Annotated in this window: 30 protein-coding genes, 1 tRNA gene and 2 pseudogenes; 24 read left to right on the forward strand and 9 right to left on the reverse strand. The window is 68.0% G+C overall.

From position 1 onward, the window contains the following. Positions 1-53: 53 nt before the first annotated feature. Together IEX93_RS04755 and IEX93_RS04760 are read right to left on the reverse strand one after the other, a co-directional pair. Positions 54-356, reverse strand: coding sequence for a P-II family nitrogen regulator (locus IEX93_RS04755; protein ID WP_188847052.1), 303 nt, complete (start codon positions 354-356; stop codon positions 54-56). A 2-nt stretch (positions 357-358) separates the two neighbouring features. Next, entirely contained in the window at positions 359-1315 is a 957-nt protein-coding gene (locus tag IEX93_RS04760) for a sodium-dependent bicarbonate transport family permease (RefSeq protein ID WP_188847053.1), read from the reverse strand. A 49-nt stretch (positions 1316-1364) separates the two neighbouring features. Here IEX93_RS04760 and purE point away from each other — a divergent pair, with 49 nt between their 5' ends. The 5 genes from purE to IEX93_RS04785 all read left to right on the forward strand — a co-directional run bounded on the left by purE (position 1365) and on the right by IEX93_RS04785 (position 6290). Beyond that, positions 1365-1859 (forward strand): 5-(carboxyamino)imidazole ribonucleotide mutase, encoded by a 495-nt coding sequence (gene purE / locus IEX93_RS04765; RefSeq protein WP_188847056.1) that lies wholly within the window; start codon positions 1365-1367, stop codon positions 1857-1859. Beyond that, positions 1856-2962 (forward strand): 5-(carboxyamino)imidazole ribonucleotide synthase, encoded by a 1107-nt coding sequence (locus IEX93_RS04770; protein WP_188847058.1) that lies wholly within the window; start codon positions 1856-1858, stop codon positions 2960-2962. Before purE ends, IEX93_RS04770 begins: the two co-directional genes overlap by 4 nt. Then, a complete protein-coding gene (locus tag IEX93_RS04775; RefSeq protein WP_188847060.1) occupies positions 2959-4017 on the forward strand; it encodes a glycoside hydrolase family 130 protein in 1059 nt (352 codons plus the stop codon). The genes IEX93_RS04770 and IEX93_RS04775 overlap by 4 nt, the downstream gene beginning before the upstream one ends. Positions 4018-4053: 36 nt before the next feature. Continuing rightward, complete coding sequence (locus IEX93_RS04780; protein ID WP_188847062.1) at positions 4054-5190, forward strand: phenylacetate--CoA ligase family protein; 1137 nt, start codon at positions 4054-4056, stop codon at positions 5188-5190. A 179-nt stretch (positions 5191-5369) separates the two neighbouring features. Continuing rightward, entirely contained in the window at positions 5370-6290 is a 921-nt protein-coding gene (locus tag IEX93_RS04785) for a carbohydrate kinase family protein (RefSeq protein ID WP_188847064.1), read from the forward strand. On the opposite strand, the gene hisH is transcribed toward IEX93_RS04785, so the two are convergent. From hisH to IEX93_RS04800, 3 genes are read right to left on the reverse strand one after another with little or no spacing between them, the layout of a single operon-like run. After that, the gene (hisH, locus tag IEX93_RS04790) at positions 6261-6857 is read right to left on the reverse strand and encodes an imidazole glycerol phosphate synthase subunit HisH (protein ID WP_188847065.1); all 597 of its coding nucleotides are present in this window, start codon (positions 6855-6857) and stop codon (positions 6261-6263) included. The genes IEX93_RS04785 and hisH overlap by 30 nt on opposite strands. After that, positions 6854-7438, reverse strand: coding sequence for an imidazoleglycerol-phosphate dehydratase HisB (hisB, locus tag IEX93_RS04795; RefSeq protein ID WP_188847067.1), 585 nt, complete (start codon positions 7436-7438; stop codon positions 6854-6856). Before hisB ends, hisH begins: the two co-directional genes overlap by 4 nt. Continuing rightward, on the reverse strand, positions 7431-8474 hold the full coding sequence (locus IEX93_RS04800; RefSeq protein ID WP_188847069.1) for a pyridoxal phosphate-dependent aminotransferase: 1044 nt from the start codon (positions 8472-8474) through the stop codon (positions 7431-7433). Before IEX93_RS04800 ends, hisB begins: the two co-directional genes overlap by 8 nt. 28 nt (positions 8475-8502) lie before the next feature. On the opposite strand from IEX93_RS04800, the pseudogene IEX93_RS04805 reads away from it, so the two are divergent. Together IEX93_RS04805 and IEX93_RS04810 are read left to right on the forward strand one after the other, a co-directional pair. Further along, positions 8503-8883: pseudogene (locus tag IEX93_RS04805) on the forward strand (HEPN domain-containing protein). Continuing rightward, positions 8840-9188: pseudogene (locus IEX93_RS04810) on the forward strand (nucleotidyltransferase domain-containing protein). The pseudogenes IEX93_RS04805 and IEX93_RS04810 overlap by 44 nt, the downstream one beginning before the upstream one ends. On the opposite strand, the gene IEX93_RS04815 reads toward IEX93_RS04810, so the two are convergent. Further along, positions 9185-9799: a nitroreductase family protein gene (locus IEX93_RS04815; protein WP_188847071.1), complete on the reverse strand. Its 615-nt coding sequence runs from the start codon at positions 9797-9799 to the stop codon at positions 9185-9187. The pseudogene IEX93_RS04810 and the gene IEX93_RS04815 sit on opposite strands and share 4 nt — an antisense overlap. Positions 9800-9846: 47 nt before the next feature. Then, positions 9847-10788, reverse strand: coding sequence for a thiamine-phosphate kinase (locus tag IEX93_RS04820; RefSeq protein ID WP_188847073.1), 942 nt, complete (start codon positions 10786-10788; stop codon positions 9847-9849). 27 nt (positions 10789-10815) lie between these two features. Here IEX93_RS04820 and IEX93_RS04825 point away from each other — a divergent pair, with 27 nt between their 5' ends. The 3 genes from IEX93_RS04825 to IEX93_RS04835 are packed head-to-tail and all read left to right on the forward strand — an operon-like array spanning position 10816 to position 14117. Continuing rightward, entirely contained in the window at positions 10816-11532 is a 717-nt protein-coding gene (locus IEX93_RS04825) for a 2-phosphosulfolactate phosphatase (protein ID WP_188847075.1), read from the forward strand. After that, positions 11520-12224 (forward strand): WecB/TagA/CpsF family glycosyltransferase, encoded by a 705-nt coding sequence (locus IEX93_RS04830; RefSeq protein WP_188847077.1) that lies wholly within the window; start codon positions 11520-11522, stop codon positions 12222-12224. The genes IEX93_RS04825 and IEX93_RS04830 overlap by 13 nt, the downstream gene beginning before the upstream one ends. A gap of 9 nt (positions 12225-12233) precedes the next feature. Further along, entirely contained in the window at positions 12234-14117 is a 1884-nt protein-coding gene (locus tag IEX93_RS04835) for a tetratricopeptide repeat protein (RefSeq protein WP_188847080.1), read from the forward strand. A gap of 38 nt (positions 14118-14155) precedes the next feature. On the opposite strand, the gene IEX93_RS04840 is transcribed toward IEX93_RS04835, so the two are convergent. Both IEX93_RS04840 and IEX93_RS04845 read right to left on the reverse strand, forming a co-directional pair. Then, positions 14156-14231, reverse strand: a tRNA-Ala gene (locus IEX93_RS04840). A 38-nt stretch (positions 14232-14269) separates the two neighbouring features. Then, positions 14270-14608: a hypothetical protein gene (locus IEX93_RS04845; RefSeq protein WP_188847081.1), complete on the reverse strand. Its 339-nt coding sequence runs from the start codon at positions 14606-14608 to the stop codon at positions 14270-14272. Positions 14609-14670: 62 nt separating this feature from the next. Between IEX93_RS04845 and IEX93_RS04850 the strand changes: the two genes are divergently transcribed. The 14 genes from IEX93_RS04850 (at position 14671) to nuoK (ending at position 26442) form a co-directional block, all read left to right on the forward strand. Beyond that, positions 14671-15306 carry a Rad52/Rad22 family DNA repair protein gene (locus IEX93_RS04850; RefSeq protein WP_188847083.1) on the forward strand — a complete coding sequence of 212 codons (636 nt, stop codon included), beginning with the start codon at positions 14671-14673 and terminating at the stop codon, positions 15304-15306. Then, entirely contained in the window at positions 15303-16046 is a 744-nt protein-coding gene (locus tag IEX93_RS04855) for a metallophosphoesterase (RefSeq protein ID WP_188847085.1), read from the forward strand. Before IEX93_RS04850 ends, IEX93_RS04855 begins: the two co-directional genes overlap by 4 nt. Continuing rightward, positions 16039-16854 carry a 16S rRNA (adenine(1518)-N(6)/adenine(1519)-N(6))-dimethyltransferase RsmA gene (gene rsmA, locus IEX93_RS04860; RefSeq protein WP_188847087.1) on the forward strand — a complete coding sequence of 272 codons (816 nt, stop codon included), beginning with the start codon at positions 16039-16041 and terminating at the stop codon, positions 16852-16854. The genes IEX93_RS04855 and rsmA overlap by 8 nt, the downstream gene beginning before the upstream one ends. Before the next feature lie 164 nt (positions 16855-17018). Further along, complete coding sequence (locus tag IEX93_RS04865) at positions 17019-17378, forward strand: NADH-quinone oxidoreductase subunit A (protein ID WP_188847089.1); 360 nt, start codon at positions 17019-17021, stop codon at positions 17376-17378. Next, positions 17369-17914, forward strand: coding sequence for a NuoB/complex I 20 kDa subunit family protein (locus tag IEX93_RS04870; RefSeq protein ID WP_188847091.1), 546 nt, complete (start codon positions 17369-17371; stop codon positions 17912-17914). The genes IEX93_RS04865 and IEX93_RS04870 overlap by 10 nt, the downstream gene beginning before the upstream one ends. A gap of 3 nt (positions 17915-17917) precedes the next feature. Then, positions 17918-18541, forward strand: a complete 624-nt coding sequence (locus IEX93_RS04875) for an NADH-quinone oxidoreductase subunit C (protein ID WP_188847093.1) — start codon at positions 17918-17920, stop codon at positions 18539-18541. After that, positions 18538-19767: an NADH dehydrogenase (quinone) subunit D gene (gene nuoD / locus IEX93_RS04880; RefSeq protein WP_188847095.1), complete on the forward strand. Its 1230-nt coding sequence runs from the start codon at positions 18538-18540 to the stop codon at positions 19765-19767. Before IEX93_RS04875 ends, nuoD begins: the two co-directional genes overlap by 4 nt. Positions 19768-19777: 10 nt before the next feature. Next, positions 19778-20323: an NADH-quinone oxidoreductase subunit NuoE gene (gene nuoE / locus IEX93_RS04885; protein ID WP_188847097.1), complete on the forward strand. Its 546-nt coding sequence runs from the start codon at positions 19778-19780 to the stop codon at positions 20321-20323. Then, positions 20320-21636, forward strand: coding sequence for an NADH-quinone oxidoreductase subunit NuoF (gene nuoF / locus IEX93_RS04890; protein WP_188847099.1), 1317 nt, complete (start codon positions 20320-20322; stop codon positions 21634-21636). Before nuoE ends, nuoF begins: the two co-directional genes overlap by 4 nt. A gap of 1 nt (position 21637) precedes the next feature. Next, on the forward strand, positions 21638-23989 hold the full coding sequence (nuoG, locus tag IEX93_RS04895) for an NADH-quinone oxidoreductase subunit NuoG (protein WP_188847101.1): 2352 nt from the start codon (positions 21638-21640) through the stop codon (positions 23987-23989). Then, the gene (nuoH, locus tag IEX93_RS04900; protein WP_188847103.1) at positions 23986-25083 is read left to right on the forward strand and encodes an NADH-quinone oxidoreductase subunit NuoH; all 1098 of its coding nucleotides are present in this window, start codon (positions 23986-23988) and stop codon (positions 25081-25083) included. Before nuoG ends, nuoH begins: the two co-directional genes overlap by 4 nt. Further along, the gene (gene nuoI / locus IEX93_RS04905; protein WP_188847104.1) at positions 25080-25628 is read left to right on the forward strand and encodes an NADH-quinone oxidoreductase subunit NuoI; all 549 of its coding nucleotides are present in this window, start codon (positions 25080-25082) and stop codon (positions 25626-25628) included. Before nuoH ends, nuoI begins: the two co-directional genes overlap by 4 nt. After that, positions 25625-26158, forward strand: coding sequence for an NADH-quinone oxidoreductase subunit J family protein (locus tag IEX93_RS04910; protein ID WP_188847106.1), 534 nt, complete (start codon positions 25625-25627; stop codon positions 26156-26158). Before nuoI ends, IEX93_RS04910 begins: the two co-directional genes overlap by 4 nt. Beyond that, a complete protein-coding gene (nuoK, locus tag IEX93_RS04915) occupies positions 26155-26442 on the forward strand; it encodes an NADH-quinone oxidoreductase subunit NuoK (RefSeq protein WP_188847108.1) in 288 nt (95 codons plus the stop codon). The genes IEX93_RS04910 and nuoK overlap by 4 nt, the downstream gene beginning before the upstream one ends. Position 26443: the final 1 nt, after the last annotated feature.

Genomic DNA, 26443 nt, shown 5'->3' on the forward strand with positions numbered 1-26443 from the left:
GTTCAAGGAATTTCTGGGGTCCCCATCCCGGCTTGCGCCGGGATGGGGTGGGGTCACACGTACTTCTCGCCCCGGACCACCTCCACGTTCTCCACGTAGGCGATGACGGCGTAGTGGGGGAAGTATTCCTCCTGGAGTTTTTGCAGAATCTTCAGGGCCACCTCCTCGCTCACGATGGTCTCCAGGCGGATGTTCTGCCCCTCCCAGTCCACGCTCCTTATCCCCCGGGAGCCCTCCCCCCGAGCCGGGGTGATGGTGTAGCCCTTGGCCCCCAGGCGCTTGATCTCCTCCACGAGCCTTTTCTCCAGAAGGCTTTCCGCCACGATGGTCACCAGCTTGAGCCGCTTAAGCTCCATCCCTAACCTCCCCAAAGGACCGCCAGGGCGTGGTAGAGGGGGATCCCCAAGACCAGGTTAAAGGGGAAGGTGACGGCGAGGCTTGCCGTGAGGTACAAACTGGGGTTCGCCTGGGGGAGGGCGATGCGGACGGCGGCCGGGGCGGCGATGTAGGAAGCGCTGGCGCTCATGGCCCCAAGGACCGCCGCCCCCCCCACGCCAAGCCCCGCCTTGAGGCCTAGGTAGACCCCAAGGGCCCCGTGGAAGAGGGCCAGGCCCACGCCGAAAAGGATGAGCCTAAAGCCCACCTGGCGGAGGACGGAAAGCCTCGAGGCCGCCACCATCCCCAGGTCCAGGAGGAAGAGGGTGAGGGCCCCGTAGAAGGGGTCCACGAAGAAGGGCTTGACCCGCTCCATCCCCGCTTCCCCCGAGAGGACACCGATCAAAAGCCCCCCGAGGAGGAGGACCACGCTCTTCCCGGCCAAGACCTCGTGGAGGGCCTCGGAAAGCCTCCCGTTATGCCGTTTGCCCAGAAGGAGGGCTACCACAATCCCCGGCACCTCCAAAAGGGCCACCAGGGTGGGCAAAAACCCTTGGGCGGCGTGCCCCACCCCCTGGACGAAGGAAAGGGCGGCGAGGAAGGTCACCGCCGAGACGGAGCCGTAGTGGGCGGCGAGGGCGGCGGCGTCCTCCCGGCTTACCTTGAGGAAGCGCCGGGCCAGGAAGTAGGCGGGAAGAGGCCTAAAAAGCCCCAGGGCCAAGGTGGTGAGGGCGGGGAGGAGGACCACAGAAAGGGGGGTGTGGGCAAGCTCCACCCCGCCCTTAAACCCGATGGCGAAGAGGAGGTAGATGGAAAGGGCGGTGTAGAGGGCCTCGGGGAAGGCGAGGTCGCTCTTTAAAAGCCTGGCCGCGATCCCCAGGAAGTAGGCGAGGACCATGGGGGAAAGGAGGTTTAACCGGAGAAGCTCCAAGGCGTCCATACCTCTTGCTCTTTACTACCATGGGGAAGGGCTTTTACAATCCGGTACGATGGCGCCGTTGGTAGGCCTCATCATGGGTTCCCGTTCCGACTGGGAGACCCTGCGCCACGCGGCGGAGACCCTCGAGGCCCTGGGCATCCCCTACGAGGCGCGGGTGGTCTCCGCCCACCGCACCCCGGACCTCATGGCGGAGTACGCCAAAACCGCCCTGGAGCGGGGCATCCAGGTGATCATCGCCGGGGCCGGGGGGGCGGCCCACCTCCCCGGCATGACCGCCGCCCACACCCCCCTCCCCGTCCTCGGGGTACCGGTGGAAAGCCAGGCCCTAAGGGGCCTGGACTCCCTCCTTTCCATCGTGCAGATGCCGGCGGGCATCCCCGTGGGCACCCTGGCCATCGGGAAGGCGGGGGCGGTGAACGCCGCCCTCCTCGCCGCCAGCATCCTGGGCCTTAAGTACCCCGAGATCCAGGAGCGCCTCAAGGCCTACCGCAAGGCCCAGACCGAGGCGGTCCTGGCCCACCCCGACCCCCGGGAGGAGGCGTGATCGGCATCCTAGGCGGCGGGCAGCTTGGGCGGATGCTGGCCCTGGCGGGCTACCCCCTGGGGCTTTCCTTCCGCTTCCTGGACCCCTCCCCCGAGGCCTGCGCCGGGCAGGTGGGGGCGCTTTTGGTGGGGGGCTTCCTGGACGAGAAAGCCCTTTCCCGCTTCGCCGAGGGGCTAGACCTCATCACCTACGAGTTTGAGAACGTCCCCGTGGAGGCGGCCCGCCTCCTTGCGGAAAGGCTTCCCGTCTACCCCCCGCCCCTGGCCCTAGAGGTGGCCCAGGACCGCCTGCGGGAAAAGGCCTTCTTCCAGGGCCTTGGCGTCCCCACCCCTCCCTTTTACCCCGTGGACGGCCTTAGGGACCTGGAGGAGGCCCTAGGGCGGGTGGGCCTTCCCGCCCTCCTGAAGACGCGGCGGGGCGGATACGACGGCAAGGGGCAAGCCCTGGTGCGCACGCCCGAGGAGGCGGAAAAGGCCCTGAGGGCCCTTGGGGGAAAGGGGCTTATCCTCGAGGGCTTCGTCCCCTTTGACCGGGAGGTCTCCCTCCTGGCGGTGCGGGGGCGGGCGGGGGAGGTGGCCTTCTACCCCCTGGTGGAAAACCGCCACCGGGAAGGGATCCTGAGGCTTTCCCTGGCCCCGGCCCCCGGGGCTTCCCCAGAACTCCAGAAGAAAGCGGAGGGCTACGCCCGAAGGGCCCTGGAGGCCTTGGACTACGTGGGCGTCTTGGCCTTGGAGTTCTTCCAGGTAGGGGAGGAACTCCTCTTCAACGAGATGGCCCCCCGGGTGCACAACTCCGGCCACTGGACGATAGAAGGGGCGGAGACCAGCCAGTTTGAAAACCACCTAAGGGCCCTTCTGGGCCTGCCCTTGGGGAGCACCGCCCCCAGGGGGCATAGCGCCATGGTGAACCTCATCGGCCTTAAGCCCCCCTTCCCCGAGGTCCTCAAGGTGGAAGGGGCCCACCTCCACTGGTATGGCAAGGCGGTGCGCCCCGGGCGCAAGGTGGGGCACATCACCCTGAGGCGGGACACCCCTGAGGCCTTGCAGGAGGGGCTAGAAGCGCTTTCCCGGGTACCCGGGCTTTCCTTGGAGGTGCGACGATGATCATCTCCGAGCTGGAGGAGACCCTAAAGGAGGAGGCCCGGCTTTTCCTGAACCGGGCGCGGGGGCTACGCCCCCCCCACACCGAGGACCTCTTCGCCCGAAGGGCCTACATCGCCCCCGAGGACGTCTACGTGGAAAACTACCCCCGCCGCCGCCCCCTGGCGGCCTTCAACCCAGGGGCGGTCGTGGAGGGAGAGGTGGTCCACCTCTTCCCCCGCCTCGTCTTTGACTACTACAGCTACGCCTCGGCCATCGGCCACGCCACGCTGCCCCTAGAGGACCTCCTTTCGGGGCGGATCCCTAAGCCCCTCCCCGTGCGCATCCTCCTCTACCCCACCGAGCTCTTTGAGGCGGTGCGGGGGTGCGAGGATGCCCGGGCCCACCGCCGGGAGGGGGGCTACGCCTTCTTCTACACGGGAGTGGGGAAGCTGGGGGACGCCCGCAACACCGACAGCAAAGACGTCTTCACCGCCCTCCTCTCCCTGGCGGAGTTTGACGAGGCCTTCCAGCTCAAGCGGAAGGCCCCCATCCGCATCGGGCTTTCTGGGGAGGAGACGGGGTTTACCCTCTACCTGCCCACCAAGAACGCCACCTTCCTCGAGGGGGACCACATCCTCTTAAGGCCGAGCCTCACCGGCCTTCCCGACCTCTGCTGGCGGGGAAGGCTGAACCTCAAGACCCTCAAGGCCTACGAGCTCAAGCCCATCCTGGCCCCCGAGGCCTTTGAGTACAAGGTGGGCTGGTCCACCAACGCCCTAAGGCTTCCCGACGGCACCTACCTCGTGGCCTACCACGGGATCCTCCGCCACGACCTCTCCTACCGCCACGGCTTCATGCGCCTAAGCCCGGAAGGGCGGCCTTTGGGGCTTTCCCACTACCTCCTCGCTCCCCAGGGCCTGGCGGAGTGCTACGGGGACCGCCCCCTCACCCTCTACGGCAACGGCCTCCTTCTCCACGGGGAGACCCTGGTCTTCGTGGGGGGCGTGGGGGACTATGCCATGGGGGTCTTCACCGCCCCCCTGGAGGAGGTCCTGAAGCGGGTGGCCCCCCTTTGAGGGTATAATCCTCCCCAAACCCAAGGGAGGACCGCCATGGACCGGCTTGCCCGATTCCAGGAAGTGGTGCGAAAGGCCAAGGACCACCCCGTCTACCGGGAAAAGCTCCGGGGGGTGGACCCGGAAAAGCTCACCCTCGAGGACCTCCCCTCCCTCCCCCCCACCACCCGGGAGGAGTGGGTGGCCTACCTCAAGGAAAACCCCCTTCCCCCTGAGGGGGCGAGCCTCATGCACCTCACCCCAAGCCCCCTTTTGGGCTGGATGCCCGAGTACCTCTCCCAGGAGGACCTCCACTACCAGGCGGAGGCCCTGGCGGCCTACTACCGAAGGCTTGGGATCGTGGGGAAGAAGGTGCTGGTGGCCTTCAGCTACCACGTCTTCGCCGGGGGGTGGCTCTTCCACCAGGCCCTTTGGCGGGCGGGGAACCTGGTCTTGCCCCACGGGCCCGGGGAGGCGGCCCGCATCGCCGAACTCGGGCAGCGCTACGGCTTTGACGTCCTGGTGACCAACCCCTCCTTCGCCCTCAAGGTGGGCCAGGCGGGAGGGCGGTTTCCCTTGCTCCTCGCCGGGGGGGAGCCTTTTACCTCGGTGCCCGGCTTCCGGGAGAAGGTGGAGGCCCTTCTTGGGGGCGTGGCCCTGGACGCCTACGGTACCAGCGAGCTCGGCATCGTGGCCGGGGAGCGCATGGAAAAGGACGGGCTTTGGGAAATCCCGGAGATGGCGGTCCTCGAGGTCTTGGACCCCGAGACCCTAAGGCCCGTGGCGGACGGGGAGAAGGGGGAGCTGGTGGTCACCGCCCTAAGCCGCACCCTCATGCCCATGGTCCGCTTCCGCACCGGGGATCTGGCCATCGCCGAGAGGCGGGAAGGGCGCATGGTGCTTCCCCGGGGGGTCTTCGGCCGCACGGACCAGATGGTGAAGGTGAAGGGGGTGAAGCTCTACCCCACGGAGCTCGCCCCCATCCTGGCGGGCTTCGGCCTGGACCCCAAGGGCTTCCAGGTGGTGGTGGAAAGGAAGCTGGAAGGGACCGACAAGCTCATCCTCCGCCTCAAGGCGGAAAGGGTCCCCCCGGGGCTCTTTGAGGCCATCCAGAAGGCCACGGGGCTCCGGGTGGACGAGGCCGAGCTGGTGGAGAACCTGGAAGGGGGCTTCCTGGTGGACCGCCGCTTTTAAAGGACCCCAAAAGGGTATGCCCACGGCCTAGGGCAGGTGCCGAAAGAGGGCGGGAGCGCCCCGGGCGTTGGCCGTTTGTTATTCTTTTCTCATTTCCACGGGCTATACTCCGCCTCACGGACAAGGCCCTCCTTGGGGTATAGTGAGGGCAAACCCGCGCCTTTAGGGAAGGAGGCGGCATGCGGTTCTTCGTGCTGGGAGACATTTCCGTGGACTTGCTTTTCTTCTTGGAACGCATCCCCGAGCCCGGGGAGGAGGTGCCCTCGAGGCGGGCCCTGATGAAGCCGGGAGGGGCGGGGGGGACGCTGGCGGCCCAGCTGGCCAGCCTCGGCCACCGGGTCTTCCTGGCGGGCCGGGTGGGGAAGGACCCCTTCGCCGAGCTGGCCCTAAGCCGGGTGCGGGAGGTGGGGGTGGACCTCCGGTACCTCCAGGAAGACCCCGACCACACCACAAGCTCGGTCCTCATCCTGGTGGTGCCCGGGGGGGAGAGGGCCATGGTGAGCGCCGAGGGGGCGAGCCGCCACTTAGACCCCAGCCTCTTCAAGCCCCGCTTCCTGGACCAGGCCGACGCCGTGGTCCTCTCCGCCTACGCCCTGGTGGGAGGGCCCTCCCGGAGCTACGCCGTGGCGGTGCTGGAGGCCGCCAGGAAGCGGGAGCTTCCCATCTTCGCCGACCTGGGCACGGGGGCGGTGCGGGCGGCGGGGGCGGAGCTTCTCAAGTACCTGCGGGGCGTGAGCTGGCTTTTAATGAACCAGGCGGAACTCCTCGCCCTCACCGGGGCCACCTCCCTCTCCCAAGGGGTGGCCCGGCTTCGCGCCGAGGGGTTTAGCCACCTGGCCATCAAGGTGGGGGCCATGGGCTCCATCGTGGTCACCCCGGAAGGGGAGGAGCTTCTAGAGCCCTTCCCCATAGAGGACATCGTGGACTCCACCGGGGCGGGGGACGCCTACACCGCCGTCTTCGCCCACGCCATCCTGGAGGGGAAAAGCCCCATAGAGGCGGGCCGGCTCGCCAACCTGGCGGGGGCTTTGGCGGCCACGGGGCTTGGGGCCCAGGGGCGGCTCATCCGGCTAGAGGACCTGGAAGTAGCGGCGGGCTAGGGCCAGAAACGCAAGGCCCGCCCGGCCGCTCTTCTCGGGGTGGAACTGGGGGGCGAGGAGGTTTTCCTTGGCGAGGAGGGCGGTGAAGGGGGTGCCCTCGTACTCCCCCTTCCCCAGGGAGTAGGGGGTGAGGGGGCCGTAGTAGGAGTTGGCGAAGTAAAAGTGGCGCCCCGTGAGGGGGGCGAAGGCCCCGCCGAACGCTAGGGGGTTCCAGCCCATCTGGGGGACCCGGCCTGCAGAGAAGCGCCGCACCTTCCCGGGAACGAGGCCAAGCCCCCTCACCTCCGGTGCCTCCTCGCTCCCCTCGTAAAGGACCTGCATCCCCACGCAGATCCCCAGGAAGGGAAGGCCCTTTTCCAGGTGGTCCAGGACCCTTTCCAGGAAGCCGCTTTTCCGGAAGGCCTCCATCACCTGGCCGAAGTGCCCCTGGCCCGGGAGGACCAGAAGGTCCGCCTCCTTGTGGGCCTTGGGGTCCTGGGCCACCGCCACGGAGAAGCCCGCGGCCTCGAGGGCCTTGGCGGCGCTGCGCAGGTTCCCCGAGCCGTAGTCTATGAGGAGGGCCCTCATAGCACCCCCTTGGTGCTGGGAAGCCCCTCCCCCGTGAGGCGGGTGGCCCGGTGGAGGGCCCGGGCCAAGGCCTTGAAGCCCGCCTCCACCACGTGGTGCGCCTCCCGGCCCGAAAGAAGCCTTAGGTGGAGGGTGAGCCGGCCGTGGTTCACCAGGCCCCTAAGGAACTCCCGCAGGTGGTAGTGGTTCACCCCCCCCGCCGCCCCCACCACGGGCCATTCCTCGGGCCGGTACTCCAGGTGGGGCCTGCCCGAGAGGTCCACCACGCAAAGGACCAGGGTCTCGTCCATGGGGGCAAAGGCCTCCCCGTAGCGCTCTATGCCCTTCCCTTCCCCCAAGGCCTCCTTCAAGGCCATCCCCAAGGCGATGCCCACGTCCTCCACCAGGTGGTGGACGTCCACCTCTAAATCCCCCTTGGCCTCCACCTCCAGGAGGAAGCGGCCGTGGCGCTGGAGCTGAAGGAGCATGTGGTCCAAGAAGGGAAGGCCCGTGGCCACCTTGCCCCCGATGGGCCCGTCCAGGCCCAGGCGGAGGCGGACCCAGGTCTCCGCCGTGGCCCGTTCCACCAAGGCCTCACGCATAGGCCACCCCGAAGGCCGCCCTTAAAAAGGCGTCCATCTCCTCCTTGAGGCCTATGGTCACCCGGAGGCACCCTTCTAGCCCCGGGTAGCGGTCCTGCCGCCGCACCAGGACGCCCTGGGAAAGGAGGTGGCGGAAGGCCGCCTCGGCGTCGGGGGTCCTCACCAAGAGGAAGTTGGTGTGGCTCGGGTAGGGGCGCCAGATGGGGTGGGCGAGGAGCTCCCGGTAAACCCGCTCCCTCTGGGCCACCACCTTCTCCACCACCTTCTCCACGTAACCCGGATTTTCCAAGACCACCTCCAGGATGGCCCCAGTGTGGGCGGGTAGCACGAAGGGAGGAAGCACCTCCCGCACCACCCGGGCCACCTCCGGGGCGGCCAGGAGGTAGCCCGCCCGGATCCCCCCCAAGGAGAAAGCCTTGGAGAAGGTGCGGAGCAGGGCCACGTGGGGGTTTTCCCAGGCGAGGGAGCGGAAGTCCGTCCCGGCGAACTCCCGGTAGGCCTCGTCCACCACGAGAAGCCCCCCCACCTCCTTAGCCCTTTCCGCCAAAGCCCAAAGGGCCTCCTCCGGGAAGAGGGCCCCCGTGGGGGCGTGGGGGTTGGGGAGGAAGAGGACCCCGCCCCGGAAGGCCTCGAGGAGGGCCCCAAGGTCCAGGGAGAACCCCTCCCCGAGGGGAACGGCCTGGTAGGGGGTCCCGGCCACCTTAGCGGCGTGGGCGTAGTGGGGGAAGGAGGGGGAAAGGTCCAAGACCGCCTCCGCCGCCAGGGCCAAAGCCAGGATCAGGAGGTTGGAGCCCGGGGCCAGGACCACCCCCTCCTCGGGAAAGTCCAAGAGGGCGGCAAGCCTTTTCCGCAGCGTCTCGGCGTGGATCTCGGGGTAGCGGTTCCAGGGGATGGCCCTAAGGCGCGCCAAAGCCTCCTCCTTGAGCTCCCCGGGAAGGTCCAAGGGGCTTTCGTTCTGGTCCAGCTTCACCGGGGCCTCCTCCTTCTTGTAGGGGTAAGGGGCGAGGCCCCGGAGGTGCGCCTTGAAGGCCCGCATGCCCCGAGTATAGCGGTAAATTCAAGGCATGAACCGGGCCCGGGACTGGCTCCTCCAGGCGGAGAAGGACCTGGAGATGGCCGAGATCGCCAAGGGCGCAGGAAGGCACGAATGGGCCTGTTTCGCCGCCCAGCAAGCGGCCGAGAAGGCAGTCAAGGCCCTTCACCTCCACTTGGGCCAGGAGGCCTAGGGGTACCTCGTGGCCCGGCTTCTGAAGGAGCTTCCCCTTCAGGTGCCCCAGGAACTGGTGGAAAAGGCCCGCTATCTGGATGGGCTCTATATCCCTACCCGCTACCCCGACGCCTTTCCCGAGGGGCCTTCGGCGGAGCACTACGGGCCCTTGCAGAGCGAGGAGGCCATAGGCCATGCCCGTGAGATCCTTGGGTTCGTCCGTGCTCAGATGGCCTAGCCGGGAAGAGGTGGAGGAGGCCCTAAAGGCCTGGCTCGCCCGCCACCCCATCCCTGGGCTCGTGGCCGCGGGCTACTTTGGCTCCTACGCCCGGGGGGAGGCGGGGGTGGGGAGCGATCTGGACCTTCTCCTCCTGGTGGCGCACTCCCCCCCTGGAAACGCCCCCTGGGGCTTCCCCTAGAGGAGCTTCCTGTGCCCGCGGAGGCTTGGTCTACACCCTGGAGGAGTGGAACGGCCTGCTCCAAAGAAGCCCCCGCCTGGCCCGGGTCCTGCGGGAGGAAACCCGCTGGCTCCTTCCTCCCTAGCGCCAGGAGACCACCCTGTCTAAGGGCAGCCGGTGGGAAGGGTAGCCCTCCTCCGCCGGGTAGCCCAAGGCCACCAGGGCGGGGATGGCGGCGTGGGAAGGAAGCCCCAGGATCGCCTTCACCCTCTCGGGGTCAAAGCCCAGCATGGGGACGCTCCCCAGGCCATAGGCCTCCAGGAGGAGGAGCAGGTAGCCCAAGAGGATGTAGCTCTGCCCCGCCGCCCAGGAGGCCCTCTCCTCCTGCCCCATGGCGGCGAAGGCCCGCTGGATGGCCTGCTTCTGGGCCTCCCTTTTCTCCCCCTGGACCCCGGGGTGGATGACCTCGTCCAGATGGTTTAGGGCGTCCTCGAGGTCGGCGCAAAGGACCAGGACCACGGGGGCCTCCTCCACCTGGGCCTGGCCGAAGGCGGCCTCCCTAAGGGCCCGCTTGGTGGCGGGGTCCCGCACCACCACGATCCGCCAGGGCTGGAGGTTCCAGGCGGAAGGAGCCCTTAGGGCGGCCTCGAGGATCTCCTTGAGAAGCCCCTCGGGCACGGGGGCTTTCCGGTAGCGGCGGATGGAGCGGCGCCTAAGGGCCGCGGTCTTGGCGTCCAGAAGGTGGGTCGCCTCCATACCCCGCCAAATATTAAGGAGGGCCGGGGGGAAGTTTGTGAAGGCCATCACGGACGGAAGTGGTCGTACCCCTTGCGGGCCACGGGACGCCCTTGGAAGTACACCCCTTCCCCCTCCAAAACCCTCCCCGCCCGGAAGAGGGGAAGCCCCACCGCCTGGGCCCTCGCCCAAAGCTCGCCCTCCCGCTCGGGAGGCACCGCCAAGACCGCCTCAAACTCCTCCCCGCCGTAAAGGACCCACTCCAAAGCCTGCGCCTCGCCCTTCGCCAGGGCCAGGACGTCCGGATAAAGGGGAAGGGCCTCCACCTCCACCCGGACCCCCGTCTCCGAAAGCTGCCAGAGGGTCTCGGCGAGGCCGTCGGAGGAGTCCAGGCTTCCCCGGGGAAGCCCCGCCAGGGCCAGAAGGCCAAGCCGGGGAAGGGGGTAAAAGGCCGCTTCCCGGATCTGGGGAAAGGCCTTCAGGTCCACCCCCTGGTAGTGGGCCCAGATGGCCGCCCCCGTCCGCCCCCAGCGGTCCCCCACCAGGTAGAGGAGATCCCCAGGGAAAGCCCTCCGGGGCAAGGGGGCCTCCGCCCAGGCGTAGCCCGCCACCGTGAGGGCCACCTCCACCCCGGCGTTGGTGTCCCCCCCGAGGAGGAAGGCCCCAAGCCGCTTGGCCGCCTCCGCCGCCCCCCGCACGAGCTCCAGGACGAAGCCCTCCTCCAGGTCCTCGGGCAGGAAGAGGCCCAAGGTGAAGCCCAAGGGCCGCCCCATCTTGACGAGGAGGTCCGAGGCGGTGGCCGCCACCCCCCGAAACCCCACCTCAAAGGGCCCCATGCCCCTTAGGGCCACCTCCCGGTAGAGGAAGCCATCGGTCTTCAGAAGCCAGGCCACCCCCTCCGCCCACACCCCCCCGGCGTCGTCCCCCGGGGGCAGGGGGGCGGCCTCGGGGTAGCCCAGGGGGGCCAGCTTGGCGAGAAGGGCCCGCTCGCCCAGGTCTTTAAGCCGCATACATCCAGGCTAGGGTATCATGGCGGGGTGTGCCGGGTTGACCTGTGCCTGAGGCCGGCCCAAGGTCCCCTGATCCTGGTGGAGGTCCTGCCCGCAGGAAGCGTCCTCACCCGGCTTCTCGCCCTGGGGGCCAAAGAGGTCTGGGTGGCCCCGGGCCCCAAGGTGGCCCGCCTTTTGGCCGAGGCCCTGGGCCGGGAGGCGCTCCTTTTGGGGGAGGTGGAGGGGTTTCCCCCTGAAGGGTTCCACGGGAGGCTTTCCCTTTTGGACCTGGAAAGGACCGAGGTTAGGGGCCGGCGGGCGGTCCTCGTGGCTCCCCTTCTCAACCAAAGCCTCCTCCCCGGGGAGGAGGAGGTCTATTTGGCGAGCCTCCGGAACGCCAAGGCGGTCTTGGAGCTGGCCAAGCGCCTAAAGAACCTCACCCTCCGCCCCTCGGGGGCCCCGGACCCCCTCCTCTCCGCCGCCGTGGCCGTGGGCTTCTTGCAAAAAAGGCTCGCCCCCGAAGGGCCTCCAAACCTCACCACCGCCCTCCTCAAGGCCTTCCCCGATCCCCAGGAGGCCCTCTTCCAAAGCCCGGAGGGCCAGGCCCTCCACAAGGAGGGGCGCACGGAGGAGCTGGCCTGGGCGAGCCTCATCGGGGTGGACCCGGTGGTGCCCAGGCTCGCCGAGGTGCGCTTCTTCCCCAAGGAGGCCCACGGCCTAAGCCAGGACCGCTACGCCCAAAGGTACGTGCCATGGAGCGCCTGACCCTCCTCGGCCTCCCCTTAGACCCTGTGGACATGGAGGAGGCCCTAAGGCGCATCGGGGGCTTCCTCCAGGGGGAGGGAACCCGCCAGGTGGTGACCCTCAACCCCGAGATCGCCGTAAGGGCCCAGGAGGACGAGGCCCTGAGGCGGGCCATCCTCGAGGCCGACCTCATCACCCCGGACGGGGTGGGGATCCTCTGGGCGGTGCGGCGCCTCCACGGCCTGTCCCTTAAAGAAAGGGTCACGGGGGTGGACCTCACCCTGGCCCTCTTCCGCCGCTTCCCCGGGATCCGGGTCTACCTCCTCGGGGGGAAGCCAGGGGTGGCGGAGCGGGCCGCCCGGGAAGTGGAGCGCCTGGGAGGTGTGGTGGTGGGCTTCCACCACGGCTACTTCCAGGAGGAGGCCCCGGTGGTGGCGGCCATCCGGGAAGCCCGCCCCGACCTCCTCCTGGTGGGCATGGGGGAAAGGCAGGAGACCTTCATCCACCGCCACAAGGCCCACCTGGGGGCCCGGGTGGCCATGGGGGTGGGGGGCACCCTGGACGTCCTGGCGGGGGAGGCGAGGCGCCCCCCCCTCTGGGCCCAAAGGCTTGGCCTGGAGTGGCTCCTAAGGGTGGGGCTGGACCCCAAGCGCTGGCGCCGGGCCCCGAGGCTTTTCCGCTTCGCTTACCTGGTCCTCAGGGAAAGGCGCTAGAATGGCCCCATGAAGCGTCTTTGGGTAGGTCTTTTTCTCCTCGGCCTCGCCCTGGGCCAAGGCCTCGTCCTCCCCTTTGAGGGGCCCCAAGGGTACACCCTGGCCCAGGCCTTCGCCCAAGGCCTGAAGGCCCCGCCCCCCACCCTCCTCGCCCTTCTCCTCCCCGACCTCCCCTGGCGGGGAAGCTACGAGCTTGCCGGGGGGCTCTACACCAAGGCGGGGGCCCGGCTCGCCCAGGCGGCCACGGGGGCGGACTGGGTCCTTCTGGGGCGGGAAGAGGCGGGGGGGCTCAGGCTCTTCCTGGCCCGCAAAGGGGGGGTCAAGGAGGGCCTCTTCCCCACCCCCGAGCTCGGGTGGCTATGGCTCCAGGGGGAGGGCCTCGCCCCCCGCTTTAGCCCCCTCCCCACGCCCTCCCTCCCGGAGGAAAGGCTTCGGGCCCTGGCCCAAGGGGAGGACCCAGACCCCCTCCACCGGTCGGCTTTGGACCTGAAGGAAGGCCGGGGTAGCGGGCTTCTTGAGGGGCTTCTTCCCCAGAGGCTTCTTCTCCTCTGGCAGGGGAGGCTTCCCAGGGCCTACGAGGCCTTCCGGCTCCTCGCCGAGGGGAAGCGGGAGGAGGCCTTGGCCCTGGCGGAGGCCATGGGGGAGGGGGACGTCCTGGAAAGGACGGCGGCCCACCTGGTCTATAGGATCCTCGAGGACGAGCGCTGGAAGGCCTCGGCGAGGCGGCTTGCGGAGGCCTTCCCCGAGCTTCCCCTGGCCTGGGAGGAGGTGAGCTTCGCCGCCTTCCAAGAGGGGAAGGGAGAAGAGGCCAAAGAAGCCCTCCTCAAGGCCCTCGCCCTCCGCCCGGACTCCTGGCTCTACTGGACCAACCTGGGCTGGGCCTACCACCTCACCGGGGACCTCCCCCGGGCCATCCGGGCCTCAGAAAGGGCGGTGGCCCTAGAGCCCAACGCCACCGCCTACTACAACCTGGGGCTCTTTAGGGCCATCTACGGGGACTTCCTGGGGGCCAAGGCCGCCTACGACCGGGCCCTGAGGCTGGACCAGGGGGAGGACTATCCCGAGGCGCTAAAAGACTTGGAGGAGCGGGAAGAGCCCCTCGCCCTCTTCTTCCGGGCCTACCTTTCCGAGCGGGTGGGCCTCCCCGCCAAGCCCCTCTACGAGGCCTTCCTGAAGGCCCACCCCCGCCACCCCGCCGCCTTCGCCGCAAGAAGGGCCCTGGCCAGGGAGGCGGAGGCCCCCAAGCTTTCCCTGAGGAAGCTCACCCTCATCCCCGGGGACATGGACGCCAGGCCCTTCCGGGCGGGCGAGGCCATCTTCCCCGAGGTGGCCCTGGAAAGAAGGCCCTACCTCCCCAAGGCCACCCTCACCACCCGCCTTTACCGGGAAGGCACCCTCCTTGCCCAGGAGGAAAAGCCCCTCGCCTTCCCCCCCCTCACCGTGGCCCTCTCGGAGGTGGCCCCGCCCGTGATCCCCGAAGCCCCCGGGCGCTACCTCCTGGAGGTGGCCTACGGGGAGACCGCCTTGCGGGTGGAGCTGGAGGTAGGCCCGCCGAGCCTGGCCCGGAAGCTCTACGCCTTGGGCCTCGAGGCCAAGGACCTCTCGGGCCGCCCCCTCCTCACCCCCAAGGAGGCCCTGGGGGAAAACGGAGAGACCCTCCTTTTGCAAAGGACCCGGCATGCCCTCCAGGAAGCGGCCCCGCTGGCCACCGCGGGAAGCCTGGGAAAGCCCCTGGAAAAGGGACCCTACGCCGGGAAAAGCGTCCGGGAGATCCTGCAAGCGCCCCCAGAGGAGGCGGTCCGGGCCTTCTTCCAGGCGGTCCTGGAAGACCCCGCCCTCCTGGGCGAAAACGACGTGGTCAACGCCTTCGTGAACTGGCTGCTTGGGGAGTGAGGAACAGGCTGCCCCCCGGGAGGACCCGGGGGGCTTTCTGGTGGAGCCGACGGGACTCGAACCCGTGACCTCCTGAGTGCGATTCAGGCGCGCTCCCAGCTGCGCCACGGCCCCACGCGCCCTTTAGGGTACGCGAGGGGGAGGGGCTTTGTCTAGCCCCCCTCCTTAAGCCGCACCTCCACCCGGCCCTTCTTGTCCTTCACGGAGAGGGTGGCCTTGGCCTTGCCCTTGCGGTACTCCGCTTTCCACTCCTTCTTCTTCACCTGGTACTTGGTGCGCACCCAACCCCGGCGGCGCAGGTCCTCGTCGTGGTAGCGGAAGACCGCCTCCGCCCGGGAGGCGCCATAGACCACCAGGATCCCCTGGGGCTCCGCCACCCGCTCCACCACCACCGCCTGGGGGAAAAGACCCAAGGAAAGCTCCGCCGTCACCCGGACCTCCAAGGCCCAGGCCAGGGCCAAAAAGGGAAGGGCAAGAATCAAGCGCCGCATGCCCCAAGGGTATCCCAAGACAACCCCTTTTAGGTGAAAGCCTCCTCAAGTAGACTTAAAGGGTGGACGAAGTCTGGCGGAAACTGGCCGAGCCCTTTCCTCCGGGAGAGGTCCAGTGGCGGGTGGAAGCCCTTTCCCGGGACAAGAAGCGGGCCTTGGTGGTCCCTTACGTGGACGCCCGCACCGTCTTGGACCGCTTGGACAAGGTGGTGGGGCCCGAAGGTTGGCACGACGCCTACGAGGTCCTCTCCGACCAGGAGCGCACCTTAAGGGACGAGCGGGGGGAGCGGAAGGAAAGGCTTTGCGAGGTGAAGTGCCGCCTCACGGTCCTCGGGGTCACCAAGGAGGACGTGGGCGAGGGGGACACCTTAAAGGCCGCCTTCTCCGACGCCCTCAAGCGGGCGGCGGTGAAGTTCGGGGTGGGGCGGTACCTCTACCGCCTGGAGAAGCAGTGGGTGGACTACGACCCGGAGAAGGGGCGCTTCACCCCGCCCAAGCTCCCCGAGCCCGAGGACGAGGCGGAAGAGGAGGAAAAGCCCGAGGCCTACCGCCTCATAGACCAGCTCCTGGAGCGCCTGAAGGAAAAGGGCCTGGGCAAGGAGGCGGCCCGGATCATCACCAAATACGGGGGCTACGGCAAGACCCCTGAGGAGACCCGGCGCCTCTACGGGGAGCTTCGGGCCCTCCTCAAGGGATGAGGGTCGTCGCCATCGGAGACCTTCACGCCAACTTCCCCGCCTTCTGGCGGGTTTTGCGCCGGGAAGGCCTTTTGGACGAGGCTTTCCGCCCAAGCCTCCCCCTCCTGAGGGGAGAGGTGCGGGTGGTCCTCCTGGGGGACCTGGTCCACCCCAAGACCCTCCGGGACTACGAGCGGCTCACCGGGCTTAGCCCCTTTGACCCCCAAGACCCCACCCACCTCCGGGTGGCGGCGGGGGTGGAGATCCGGGAGCTCTTCCGCCTGAAGGCCCTCCAGGAAGAGGTGGGGGGGGGCTTCGCCATCCTCCTGGGCAACCACGACGAGGCGGCCCTAAAAGGGGAGCCCATCCTGGGAACCCGCCACCTCAAGCACCTGGAGTTCCACCTCGAGGCGGGGGGAAGGCCTCTTCCTGAGACCTTGAAGGCCTGGATCCGGGGCTTTCCCCGGGAGCTTCTTCTCCAGGGGGTCCATTTCGCCCACGTGGGACCCGTCCCCTGGCTCCAGGAGTACGACGCCCTCTTCTACGCCCAGACGGAGCCCAAGACCTGGTGGTTCCGCACGCCGGACTACGTGGAGCGGATGGGCTACCGCTACGGGGTCTACGGCCACACCCCCATGAAGGAGGGGATCCTCCTCAAGGAGCGCTTCGCCCTCATTGACGCCCTGGACCTGGGGGAGTATTTGGTCCTAGACCTCGAGGCCGACCCCCCAAGGCCCGAGGTGCGGCGCCTCCATGGATAAGCTCACCTCGCCCCAAGGGGTCCGCGCCCTCTTAGAGCGGCACGGGCTTTTCGCCGACAAGCGCTTCGGACAAAACTTTCTGGTCTCCGAGGCCCACCTGAGGCGCATCGTGGAAGCGGCGAGGCCCTTCACCGGGCCCGTCTTTGAGGTGGGGCCTGGGCTTGGGGTCCTGACCCGGGCCCTCCTCGAGGCCGGGGCCGAAGTGACGGCCATAGAGAAGGACCTCCGCCTAAAACCCGTTCTGGAGGAAACCCTTTCGGGCTTTCCCCTGAAACTGGTCTTCCAAGACGCCCTCCTCTATCCTTGGGAGGAGGTGCCGGAGGGAAGCCTCCTGGTGGCCAACCTCCCCTACCACATCGCCACTCCCCTCATTACCCGCCTCCTCAAGACCGGGCGCTTCGCCCGCCTCGTCTTCCTGGTGCAGAAGGAGGTGGCGGAGCGCATGACCGCAAGGCCCGGCACCCCCGCCTACGGGGTCCTCTCCTTGAGGGTGGCCCACCACGCCCGGGCGGAAAGGCTCTTTGACCTCCCCCCAGGGGCCTTCTTCCCCCCGCCCAAGGTCTGGAGCAGCCTGGTGCGCCTCACCCCCACGGGCGCCCCCGACGACCCCGGCCTCTTCCGCCTGGTGGAAGCCGCCTTCGGAAAGCGGCGGAAGACCCTGAAAAACGCCCTGGTGGCCGCCGGGTATCCCCGGGAAAAGGTGGAGGAGGCCTTGGCCGCCCTGGGCCTCCCGGAAAGTGTCCGGGGAGAGGCCCTCCCCCTGGCCCAGTTCCGCCGGCTCAAGGAGCTTCTTTACACACCTGAGTAGCCAAACCTTGCCCCCAAGAAGGAGCGCTACACCGTTTGGCCCTCCCTTGGTGTAGCCCACTCCCCTTGCCCCGAGAAGGGGGTGGTAAGATGGGCGGGAAAAGAGGCAGGGCCTTGGGGGTTAGGGTCCTGTCCTCGTGAAGAGATGCACGAAAGGAGGGGACCTTGGCGCCGGTTGCGGAGTACGTGAACGTCCTGATCTACCTGGGGGTGGCCCTCTTCATCGGGGTGGCGGCCCTTGTGGCGGGGGCCCTCCTCGGCCCCAAGAAGCCGGGGCGGGCCAAGCTCATGCCCTACGAGTCGGGGAACGACCCCGCCGGGGAGGTGAAGCGCTTTCCCGTCCACTTCTACGTAGTGGCCATGCTCTTCATCCTCTTTGACGTGGAGGTGGCCTTCCTCTGGCCCTACGCCGTGAGCGCGGGCGGGCTTGGCCTCTATGGCTTCCTCGGGGTTCTGGCCTTCACCCTCCTCCTCTTCGTGGGCTTCCTCTACGAGTGGTGGAAGGGGGTGATGCGGTGGCACTGAAGGACCTGTTTGAGCGGGACGTGCAGGAGCTGGAAAGGGAGGGGATCCTCTTCACCACCCTGGAAAAGCTGGTGGCCTGGGGGCGGAGCAACTCCCTGTGGCCCGCCACCTTCGGCCTCGCCTGCTGCGCCATAGAGATGATGGCCTCCACGGACGCCAGGAACGACCTGGCCCGCTTCGGGAGCGAGGTCTTCCGGGCAAGCCCCCGCCAGGCGGACGTGATGATCGTGGCGGGCAGGCTCTCCAAGAAGATGGCCCCGGTGATGCGCCGGGTCTGGGAGCAGATGCCCGACCCCAAGTGGGTGATCTCCATGGGGGCCTGCGCCAGCTCCGGGGGGATGTTCAACAACTACGCCATCGTGCAGAACGTGGACTCGGTGGTGCCCGTGGACGTCTACGTCCCCGGCTGCCCTCCCCGCCCCGAGGCCCTCATCTACGCGGTGATGCAGCTCCAGAAAAAGATCCGGGGCCAGGCCTACGACGAAAAGGGGCGGAAGCTTCCCCCCGTGGCCGCCTGGCAACGGACGAGGGGGTGAGGCATGCGGCTTGAGCGCGTCCTGGAAGAGGCCCGGACCAAGGGCTACCCCATAGAGGACAACGGCCTCGGCAACCTCTGGGTGGTCCTCCCTAGGGAGCGTTTCAAGGAGGAGATGGCCCACTACAAGGCCATGGGCTTCAACTACCTGGCGGACATCGTGGGCCTGGACTACCTGACCTACCCGGAGAAGAAGCCCGAGCGCTTCGCCGTGGTCTACGAGCTGGTCTCCCTCCCGGGGTGGAAGGACGGGGACGGGAGCCGCTTCTTCGTAAGGGTCTATGTGCCCGAGAAGGACCCCAGGCTCCCCACGGTGACCGACCTTTGGGGAAGCGCCAACTTCCTGGAAAGGGAGGTCTACGACCTCTTCGGCATCGTCTTTGAAGGCCACCCCGACCTGCGGAAGATCCTCACCCCCGAGGACCTCGAGGGCCACCCCTTGCGCAAGGACTACCCCTTGGGCGAGACCCCCACCCTCTTCCGCGAGGGGCGGTACATCATCCCGGCGGAGTTCCGCGCCGCCCTCACCGGCAAGGACCCCGGCCTCACCCCCTACAAGGGCGGGAGCCGCAAGGGCTACAGGTCCCTTTGGGCCGACCTGAAAAAGGCCCGGGAGGTTAAAGGATGAGGGAAGAATTCCTGGAGGAGATCCCCCTAGACGCCCCCCCGGAGGAGGCCAAGGAGCTCCGCACCGAGGTGATGACCCTAAACGTGGGCCCCCAGCACCCCTCCACCCACGGGGTGCTCCGCCTCATGGTGACCCTCTCCGGGGAGGAGGTCCTGGAGGTGGTGCCCCACATCGGCTACCTCCACACGGGCTTTGAGAAGACCATGGAGCACCGCACCTACCTCCAGAACATCACCTACACCCCCCGGATGGACTACCTCCACTCCTTCGCCCACGACCTGGCCTACGCCCTGGCGGTGGAAAAGCTGGTGGGGGCCGTGGTGCCGCCCCGGGCGGAGACCATTAGGGTCATCCTCAACGAGCTCTCCCGCCTGGCGAGCCACCTGGTCTTCCTGGGGACGGGGCTTCTGGACCTCGGGGCCTTAACCCCCTTCTTCTACGCCTTCCGCGAGCGGGAGACCATCCTGGACCTCTTTGAGTGGGTCACGGGCCAGCGCTTCCACCACAACTACATCCGCATCGGCGGGGTGAAGGAGGACCTGCCCGAGGAGTTCGTCCCCGAGCTTAAGAAGTTCCTGGAGGTCATGCCCCACCGCATTGACGAGTACGAGGCCCTCTTCGCCGAAAGCCCCATCTTCTACGAGAGGGCGAGGGGGGTGGGGGTGATCCCGCCCGAGGTGGCCATCAACCTCGGCCTCACCGGAGGGTCCTTGAGGGCGAGCGGGGTCAACTACGACGTGCGCAAGGCCTACCCCTACTCGGGCTACGAGACCTACACCTTTGACGTGCCCCTAGGGGAGCACGGGGACGTGTTTGACCGGATGCTCATCCGCATCCGGGAGATGCGGGAGTCGGTGAAGATCATCAAGCAGGCCTTGGAGCGCCTGGAACCGGGCCCCATCTGCGACCCCAACCCCCAGATCACCCCGCCCCCAAGGCCCCTCCTGGAGACCTCCATGGAGGCGGTCATCTACCACTTCAAGCACTACACCGAGGGCTTCCACCCCCCCAAGGGGGAGGTTTACGTGCCCACGGAGTCGGCCCGGGGGGAGCTCGGCTACTACATCGTCTCCGACGGGGGGAGCATGCCCTACAGGGTCAAGGTGCGGGCCCCGAGCTTCGTCAACCTGCAAAGCCTCCCCTACGCCTGCAAGGGGGAGCAGGTGCCCGACATGGTGGCCATCATCGCCAGCCTGGACCCCGTGATGGGGGACGTGGACCGCTAAGGGAGGGAAGATGGGGTTCTTTGACGACAAGCAGGACTTTCTGGAAGAGACCTTCGCCAAGTACCCGCCGGAAGGGCGCCGCGCCGCCATCATGCCCCTCCTCAGGCGGGTGCAGCAGGAGGAGGGCTGGATCCGGCCCGAGCGGATAGAGGAGATCGCCCGCCTGGTGGGCACCACCCCCACGGAGGTCATGGGGGTGGCGAGCTTTTACTCCTACTACCAGTTCGTGCCCACGGGGAAGTACCACCTCCAGGTCTGCGCCACCCTCTCCTGCAAGCTCGCCGGGGCCGAGGAGCTTTGGGACTACCTCACGGAAACCCTGGGCATCGGCCCCGGGGAGGTGACCCCGGACGGGCTCTTTAGCGTGCAGAAGGTGGAGTGCTTGGGCTCCTGCCACACCGCCCCCGTGGTCCAGGTGAACGACGAGCCCTACGTGGAGTGCGTGACCCGGGCGAGGCTTGAGGCCCTTCTTGCGGGCCTTAGGGCGGGGAAGCGGCTTGAGGAGATTGAGCTTCCCGGCAAGTGCGGCCACCACGTGCACGAGGTGGAGGTATGACGGGCTCCATCGTCTCCGGACTGGACCCCAGGTTTGAAAGGACCCTCTACGCCCACGTGGGGAAGGAGGGTTCCTGGACCCTGGACTACTACCTCCGGCACGGGGGGTACGAGACCGCCAAGCGGGTCCTCAAGGAGAAGACCCCGGACGAGGTCATAGAGGAGGTGAAGCGCTCCGGGCTAAGGGGCCGGGGCGGGGCGGGCTTCCCCACGGGGCTTAAGTGGAGCTTCATGCCCAAGGACGACGGGAAGCAGCACTACCTCATCTGCAACGCCGACGAGTCCGAGCCCGGGAGCTTCAAGGACCGCTACATCCTCGAGGACGTCCCCCACCTCCTCATTGAGGGGATGATTCTCGCCGGGTACGCCATCCGGGCCACGGTGGGCTACATCTACGTCCGGGGGGAGTACCGCAGGGCGGCGGACCGGCTGGAGCAGGCCATCAAGGAGGCCCGGGCCCGGGGCTATTTGGGGAAGAACCTCTTCGGCACGGACTTCTCCTTTGACCTCCACGTCCACCGGGGGGCCGGGGCCTACATCTGCGGGGAGGAGACCGCCCTCATGAACTCCCTGGAGGGCCTTAGGGCCAACCCCCGCCTCAAGCCCCCCTTCCCCGCCCAGGCGGGGCTATGGGGCAAGCCCACCACCATCAACAACGTGGAGACCCTGGCCTCCGTGGTGCCCATCATGGAGCGGGGGGCCGACTGGTTCGCCCAGATGGGCACGGAGCAGTCCAAGGGGATGAAGCTCTACCAGATCTCCGGGCCCGTGAAGCGCCCCGGGGTCTACGAGCTTCCCATGGGCACCACCTTCCGCGAGCTCATCTACGAGTGGGCGGGAGGGCCCTTGGAGCCCATCCAGGCCCTCATCCCCGGGGGGTCCTCCACCCCGCCCTTGCCCTTCACCGAGGAAGTCCTGGACACCCCCATGAGCTACGAGCACCTCCAGGCCAAGGGCTCCATGCTGGGGACGGGGGGGGTGATCCTCATCCCCGAGCGGGTGAGCATGGTGGACGCCATGTGGAACCTCACCCGCTTCTACGCCCACGAGTCCTGCGGCAAGTGCACCCCCTGCCGGGAGGGGGTGGCGGGGTTCATGGTGAACCTCTTCGCCAAGATCGGCACCGGCCAGGGGGAGGAAAAGGACGTGGAAAACCTCGAGGCCCTCCTTCCCCTCATTGAAGGGCGGAGCTTCTGCCCCCTGGCGGACGCGGCGGTGTGGCCGGTGAAGGGTTCCTTGAAGCACTTCAAGGACCAGTACCTGGTCCTGGCGCGGGAGAAGCGGCCCGTGCCCAGGCCTAGCCTCTGGAGGTGAGATGGTCCGGGTTAAGGTGAACGACCGCATCGTGGAGGTGCCCCCGGGGACGAGCGTCATGGACGCCGTCTTCCACGCGGGGTACGACGTGCCCCTTTTCTGCTCGGAAAAGCACCTCTCCCCCATCGGGGCCTGCCGCATGTGCCTGGTGCGGGTGGGCCTCCCCAAGAAGGGCCCCGACGGGAAGCCGGTCTTGAACGAGAAAGGGGAGCCCGAGATCCAGTGGCAGCCCAAGCTTGCGGCAAGCTGCGTGACGGCGGTGGCGGACGGGATGGTGGTGGACACCCTCTCCGACGTGGTGCGGGAAGCCCAGGCGGGGATGGTGGAGTTCACCCTCCTCAACCACCCCTTAGACTGCCCCACCTGCGACAAGGGTGGGGCCTGCGAGCTCCAGGACCGCACCGTGGAGTACGGGCTTTACGAGAAGTACTACCAGAAAGATCCCCTGGAGCTTCCCGTCTACACCCGCTTTGAGTTCACCCGCCGCCACGTGGACAAGCACCACCCCCTCTCCCCCTTCGTGATCCTGGACCGGGAGCGGTGCATCCACTGCAAGCGGTGCGTGCGCTACTTTGAGGAGGTCCCCGGGGACGAGGTTTTGGACTTCATTGAGCGGGGGGTGCACACCTTCATCGGCACCCTGGACTTCGGCCTCCCCTCGGGCTTCTCCGGGAACATCACGGACATCTGCCCCGTGGGGGCCCTCCTGGACCTCACCGCCCGCTTCCGGGCCCGGAACTGGGAGATGGAGGAGACCCCCACCGCCTGCGCCCTCTGCCCCGTGGGGTGCGGGATCACCGCCGATACCCGTAGCGGCGAGCTCCTCAGGATCCGGGCCCGGGAGGTGCCCGAGGTCAACGAGATCTGGATCTGCGACGCGGGTCGCTTCGGGCACGAGTGGGCGGACCAGGACCGCCTCAAGACCCCCCTGGTGCGGAAAGAGGGAAGGCTCGTGAAGGCCACCTGGGAGGAGGCCTTCCTGGCCCTTAAGGAGGGGCTTAAGGAGGCGAGGGGCGAGGAGGTGGGGCTTTACCTGGCCCACGACGCCACCCTCGAGGAGGGCCTTTTGGCCTCGGAGCTCGCCCAGGCCCTGAAGACCCCCCACCTGGACTTCCAGGGCCGCACCGCCGCCCCCGCAAGCCTCTTCCCCGCCGCCTCCCTGGAGGACCTCCTCCAGGCGGACTTCGCCCTCGTCCTCGGCGACCCCACGGAGGAGGCCCCCATCCTCCACCTCCGCCTAAGCGAGTTCGTGCGGGACCTCAAGCCCCCCCCGCGCTTCGCCCACGGCACCCCCTTCGCCGACCTGCAGATCAAGGAGAGGATGCCCCGCCGCACCGACAAGATGGCCCTTTTCGCCCCCTACCGCGCCCCCCTCATGAAGTGGGCCGCCATCCACGAGGTGCACAAGCCGGGGGAGGAGCGGGAGATCCTCCTCGCCCTCCTTGGAGACAAGGAAGGAAGCGAGGCGGTGCGAAGGGCCAAGGAGGCCTGGGAGAAAGCCAAGAACCCGGTCCTCATCCTCGGGGCCGGCGTCCTCCAGGACACCGTGGCGGCGGAAAGGGCCCGCCTCCTCGCCGAGGGCAAAGGGGCCAAGGTCCTGGCCATGACCCCGGCGGCCAACGCCCGGGGCCTCGAGGCCATGGGGGTCCTGCCCGGGGCGAAGGGAGCCGCCTGGGACGAGCCCGGGGCCCTTTACGCCTACTACGGCTTCGTGCCCCCGGAGGAGGCCCTTAAGGGCAAGCGCTTCGTGGTCATGCACCTAAGCCACCTCCACCCCTTGGCGGAGCGCTACGCCCACGTGGTCCTCCCCGCCCCCACCTTCTACGAGAAGCGGGGGCACCTCGTGAACCTGGAAGGCCGGGTCCTCCCCCTCAACCCCGCCCCCATAGAAAACGGGGAGGCCGAAGGGGCCCTCCAGGTCCTGGCCCTCCTCGCCGAGGCCCTAGGGGTCAAGCCCCCCTTCCGGCTCCACCTCGAGGCGCAGAAGGCCCTGAAGGCCAGGAAGGTCCCGGAGGCCATGGGCCGCTTCGCCTTCCGCCTCAAGGAGCTGAGGCCCAAGGAGCGGGCGGGCGCCTTCTACCTCCGGCCCACCATGTGGAAGGCCCACCAGGCGGTGGGCAAGGCCCAAGAGGCGGCCCGGGCGGAGCTTTGGGCCCATCCGGAGACGGCCCAGGCCGAGGCCCTGCCCGAGGGGGCCCAGGTGGCCGTGGAAACCCCCTTCGGCCGGGTGGAGGCCCGGGTGGTCCACCGGGAGGACGTGCCCAAAGGCCACCTTTACCTCTCGGCCCTAGGGCCCGCGGCGGGCCTTCGGGTGGAGGGGCGCGTCCTGGTGCCTGCGGGAGGTGAAGCGTGAACTGGTCCTACCCCGTAGACCCCTACTGGATGGTGGCCCTGAAGGCCCTCTTGGTGGTGGTGGGCCTCCTCACCGCCTTCGCCTTCATGACCCTCATTGAAAGGAGGCTCCTCGCCCGCTTCCAGGTGCGCATGGGGCCCAACCGGGTGGGGCCTTTGGGCCTCCTCCAGCCCCTGGCCGACGCCATCAAGAGCATCTTCAAGGAAGACATCGTGGTGGCCCAGGCGGACCGGCTCCTCTTCGTCCTCGCCCCCCTCATCTCCGTGGTCTTCGCCCTCCTCGCCTTCGGGCTCATCCCCTTCGGTCCGCCGGGGAGCTTCTTCGGCTACCAGCCTTGGGTGATCAACCTGGACCTGGGGGTCCTCTACCTCTTCGCCGTGAGCGAGCTCGCCGTCTACGGGATCTTCCTCTCCGGGTGGGCCTCGGGGAGCAAGTACAGCCTCCTTGGCTCCCTTCGCTCCTCGGCGAGCCTCATCTCCTACGAGCTCGGCTTGGGCATCGCCCTCCTCGCCCCCGTGCTCCTCGTGGGCAGCCTCAACCTGAACGATATCGTCAACTGGCAGAAGGAAAACGGCTGGCTCTTCCTCTACGCCTTCCCCGCCTTTTTGGTCTACCTCATCGCCAGCATGGCCGAGGCCGCCCGCACCCCCTTTGACCTCCCCGAGGCGGAGCAGGAGCTGGTGGGCGGGTACCACACGGAGTACAGCTCCATCAAGTGGGCCCTCTTCCAGATGGCGGAGTACATCCACTTCATCACCGCCAGCGCCCTCATCCCCACCCTCTTCCTGGGCGGCTGGACCATGCCCGTCCTCGAGGTCCCCTACCTCTGGATGTTCCTGAAGATCGCCTTCTTCCTCTTCTTCTTCATCTGGATCCGGGCCACCTGGTTCCGCCTGCGCTACGACCAGATCATGCGCTTCGGCTGGGGCTTCCTCTTCCCGGTGGCCCTCCTCTGGTTCCTCGTCACCGCCCTCGTGGTGGCCCTGGACCTTCCCAGGACCTACCTCCTCTACCTCTCCGCCCTAAGCTTCCTCGCCCTCTTGGGCGGGCTCTTCTATAGCCCCAAGCCCGTGCGCAAAGGAGGTGGCGCATGACCCTGAAGGCCCTGGCCCAAAGCCTCGGCATCACCCTGAAGTACCTCTTCTCCAAGCCGGTCACCGTCCCCTACCCCGACGCCCCCGTGGCCCTGAAGCCCCGCTTCCACGGGCGGCACGTCCTCACCCGGCACCCCAACGGCCTGGAGAAGTGCATCGGCTGCTCCCTGTGCGCCGCCGCCTGCCCCGCCTACGCCATCTACGTGGAGCCGGCGGAGAACGATCCGGAAAACCCGGTCTCGGCGGGGGAGCGCTACGCCAAGGTCTACGAGATCAACATGCTCCGGTGCATCTTCTGCGGCCTCTGCGAGGAGGCCTGCCCCACGGGGGCCATCGTCTTGGGGTACGACTTTGAGATGGCGGACTACCAGTACTCCGACCTCATCTACGGCAAGGAGGACATGCTGGTGGACGTGGTGGGCACCAAGCCCCAGCGCCGGGAGGCCAAGATGACCGGCAAGCCGGTGAAGGTGGGCTACGTGGTCCCCTACGTGCGCCCGGAGCTGGAGGGCTTTAAGGCCCCCACGGAAGGAGGGAAGCGGTGAGCCCCTGGGAAGCCTTGGCCCTCCTCCTCCTCCTCGTCACCGGGGTTTTGGTGGTGACCCTAAGGAACGCCATCCACGCCGCCTTGGCCCTCATCGCCAACTTCCTGGTCTTGGCGGGGGTTTACGTGGCCCTGGACGCCAGGTTCTTGGGCTTTATCCAGATCATCGTCTACGCCGGGGCCATCGTGGTCCTCTTCCTCTTCGTGATCATGCTCCTCTTCGCCGCCCAGGGGGAGATGGGCTTTGACCCCCTGGTGCGGGCCAAGCCCTTGGCCGCCCTCCTCGCCTTGGGGGTGGCGGGGGCGCTCTTTTCGGGGCTCTGGGGGCTTAAGCCCGCCTTGGGCCAGGACCTGAAGGGCGGGCTTCCCCAGGCCCTGGGGCCCCTCCTCTACGGGGACTGGCTTTTTGTCCTCTTGGCGGTGGGCTTCCTCCTCATGGCGGCCACGGTGGTGGCGGTGGCCCTGGTCCAGCCCAGTAGGCCCCTGGACGCCCTCCCCCGGGAGGAAAAGGAAAAGGAGGTGGTGCGGTGAGCTACCTCCTCGCCTCCGCCCTCCTCTTCGCCCTCGGGGTCTACGGGGTCCTCACCCGGAGGACCGCCATTTTGGTCTTCCTCTCCATTGAACTCATGCTGAACGCCGCCAACCTCTCCCTGGTGGGCTTCGCCCGGGCCCACGGGCTTGACGGCCAGGTGGCGGCCCTCATGGTCATCGCTATCGCCGCCGCCGAGGTGGCGGTGGGCTTGGGGCTCATCGTGGCCATCTTCCGCCACCGGGAAAGCACCGCGGTGGACGATCTTTCCGAGCTTCGGGGGTAGC

The organism is Thermus composti, assembly GCF_014647535.1.
GTDB lineage: Bacteria > Deinococcota > Deinococci > Deinococcales > Thermaceae > Thermus > Thermus composti.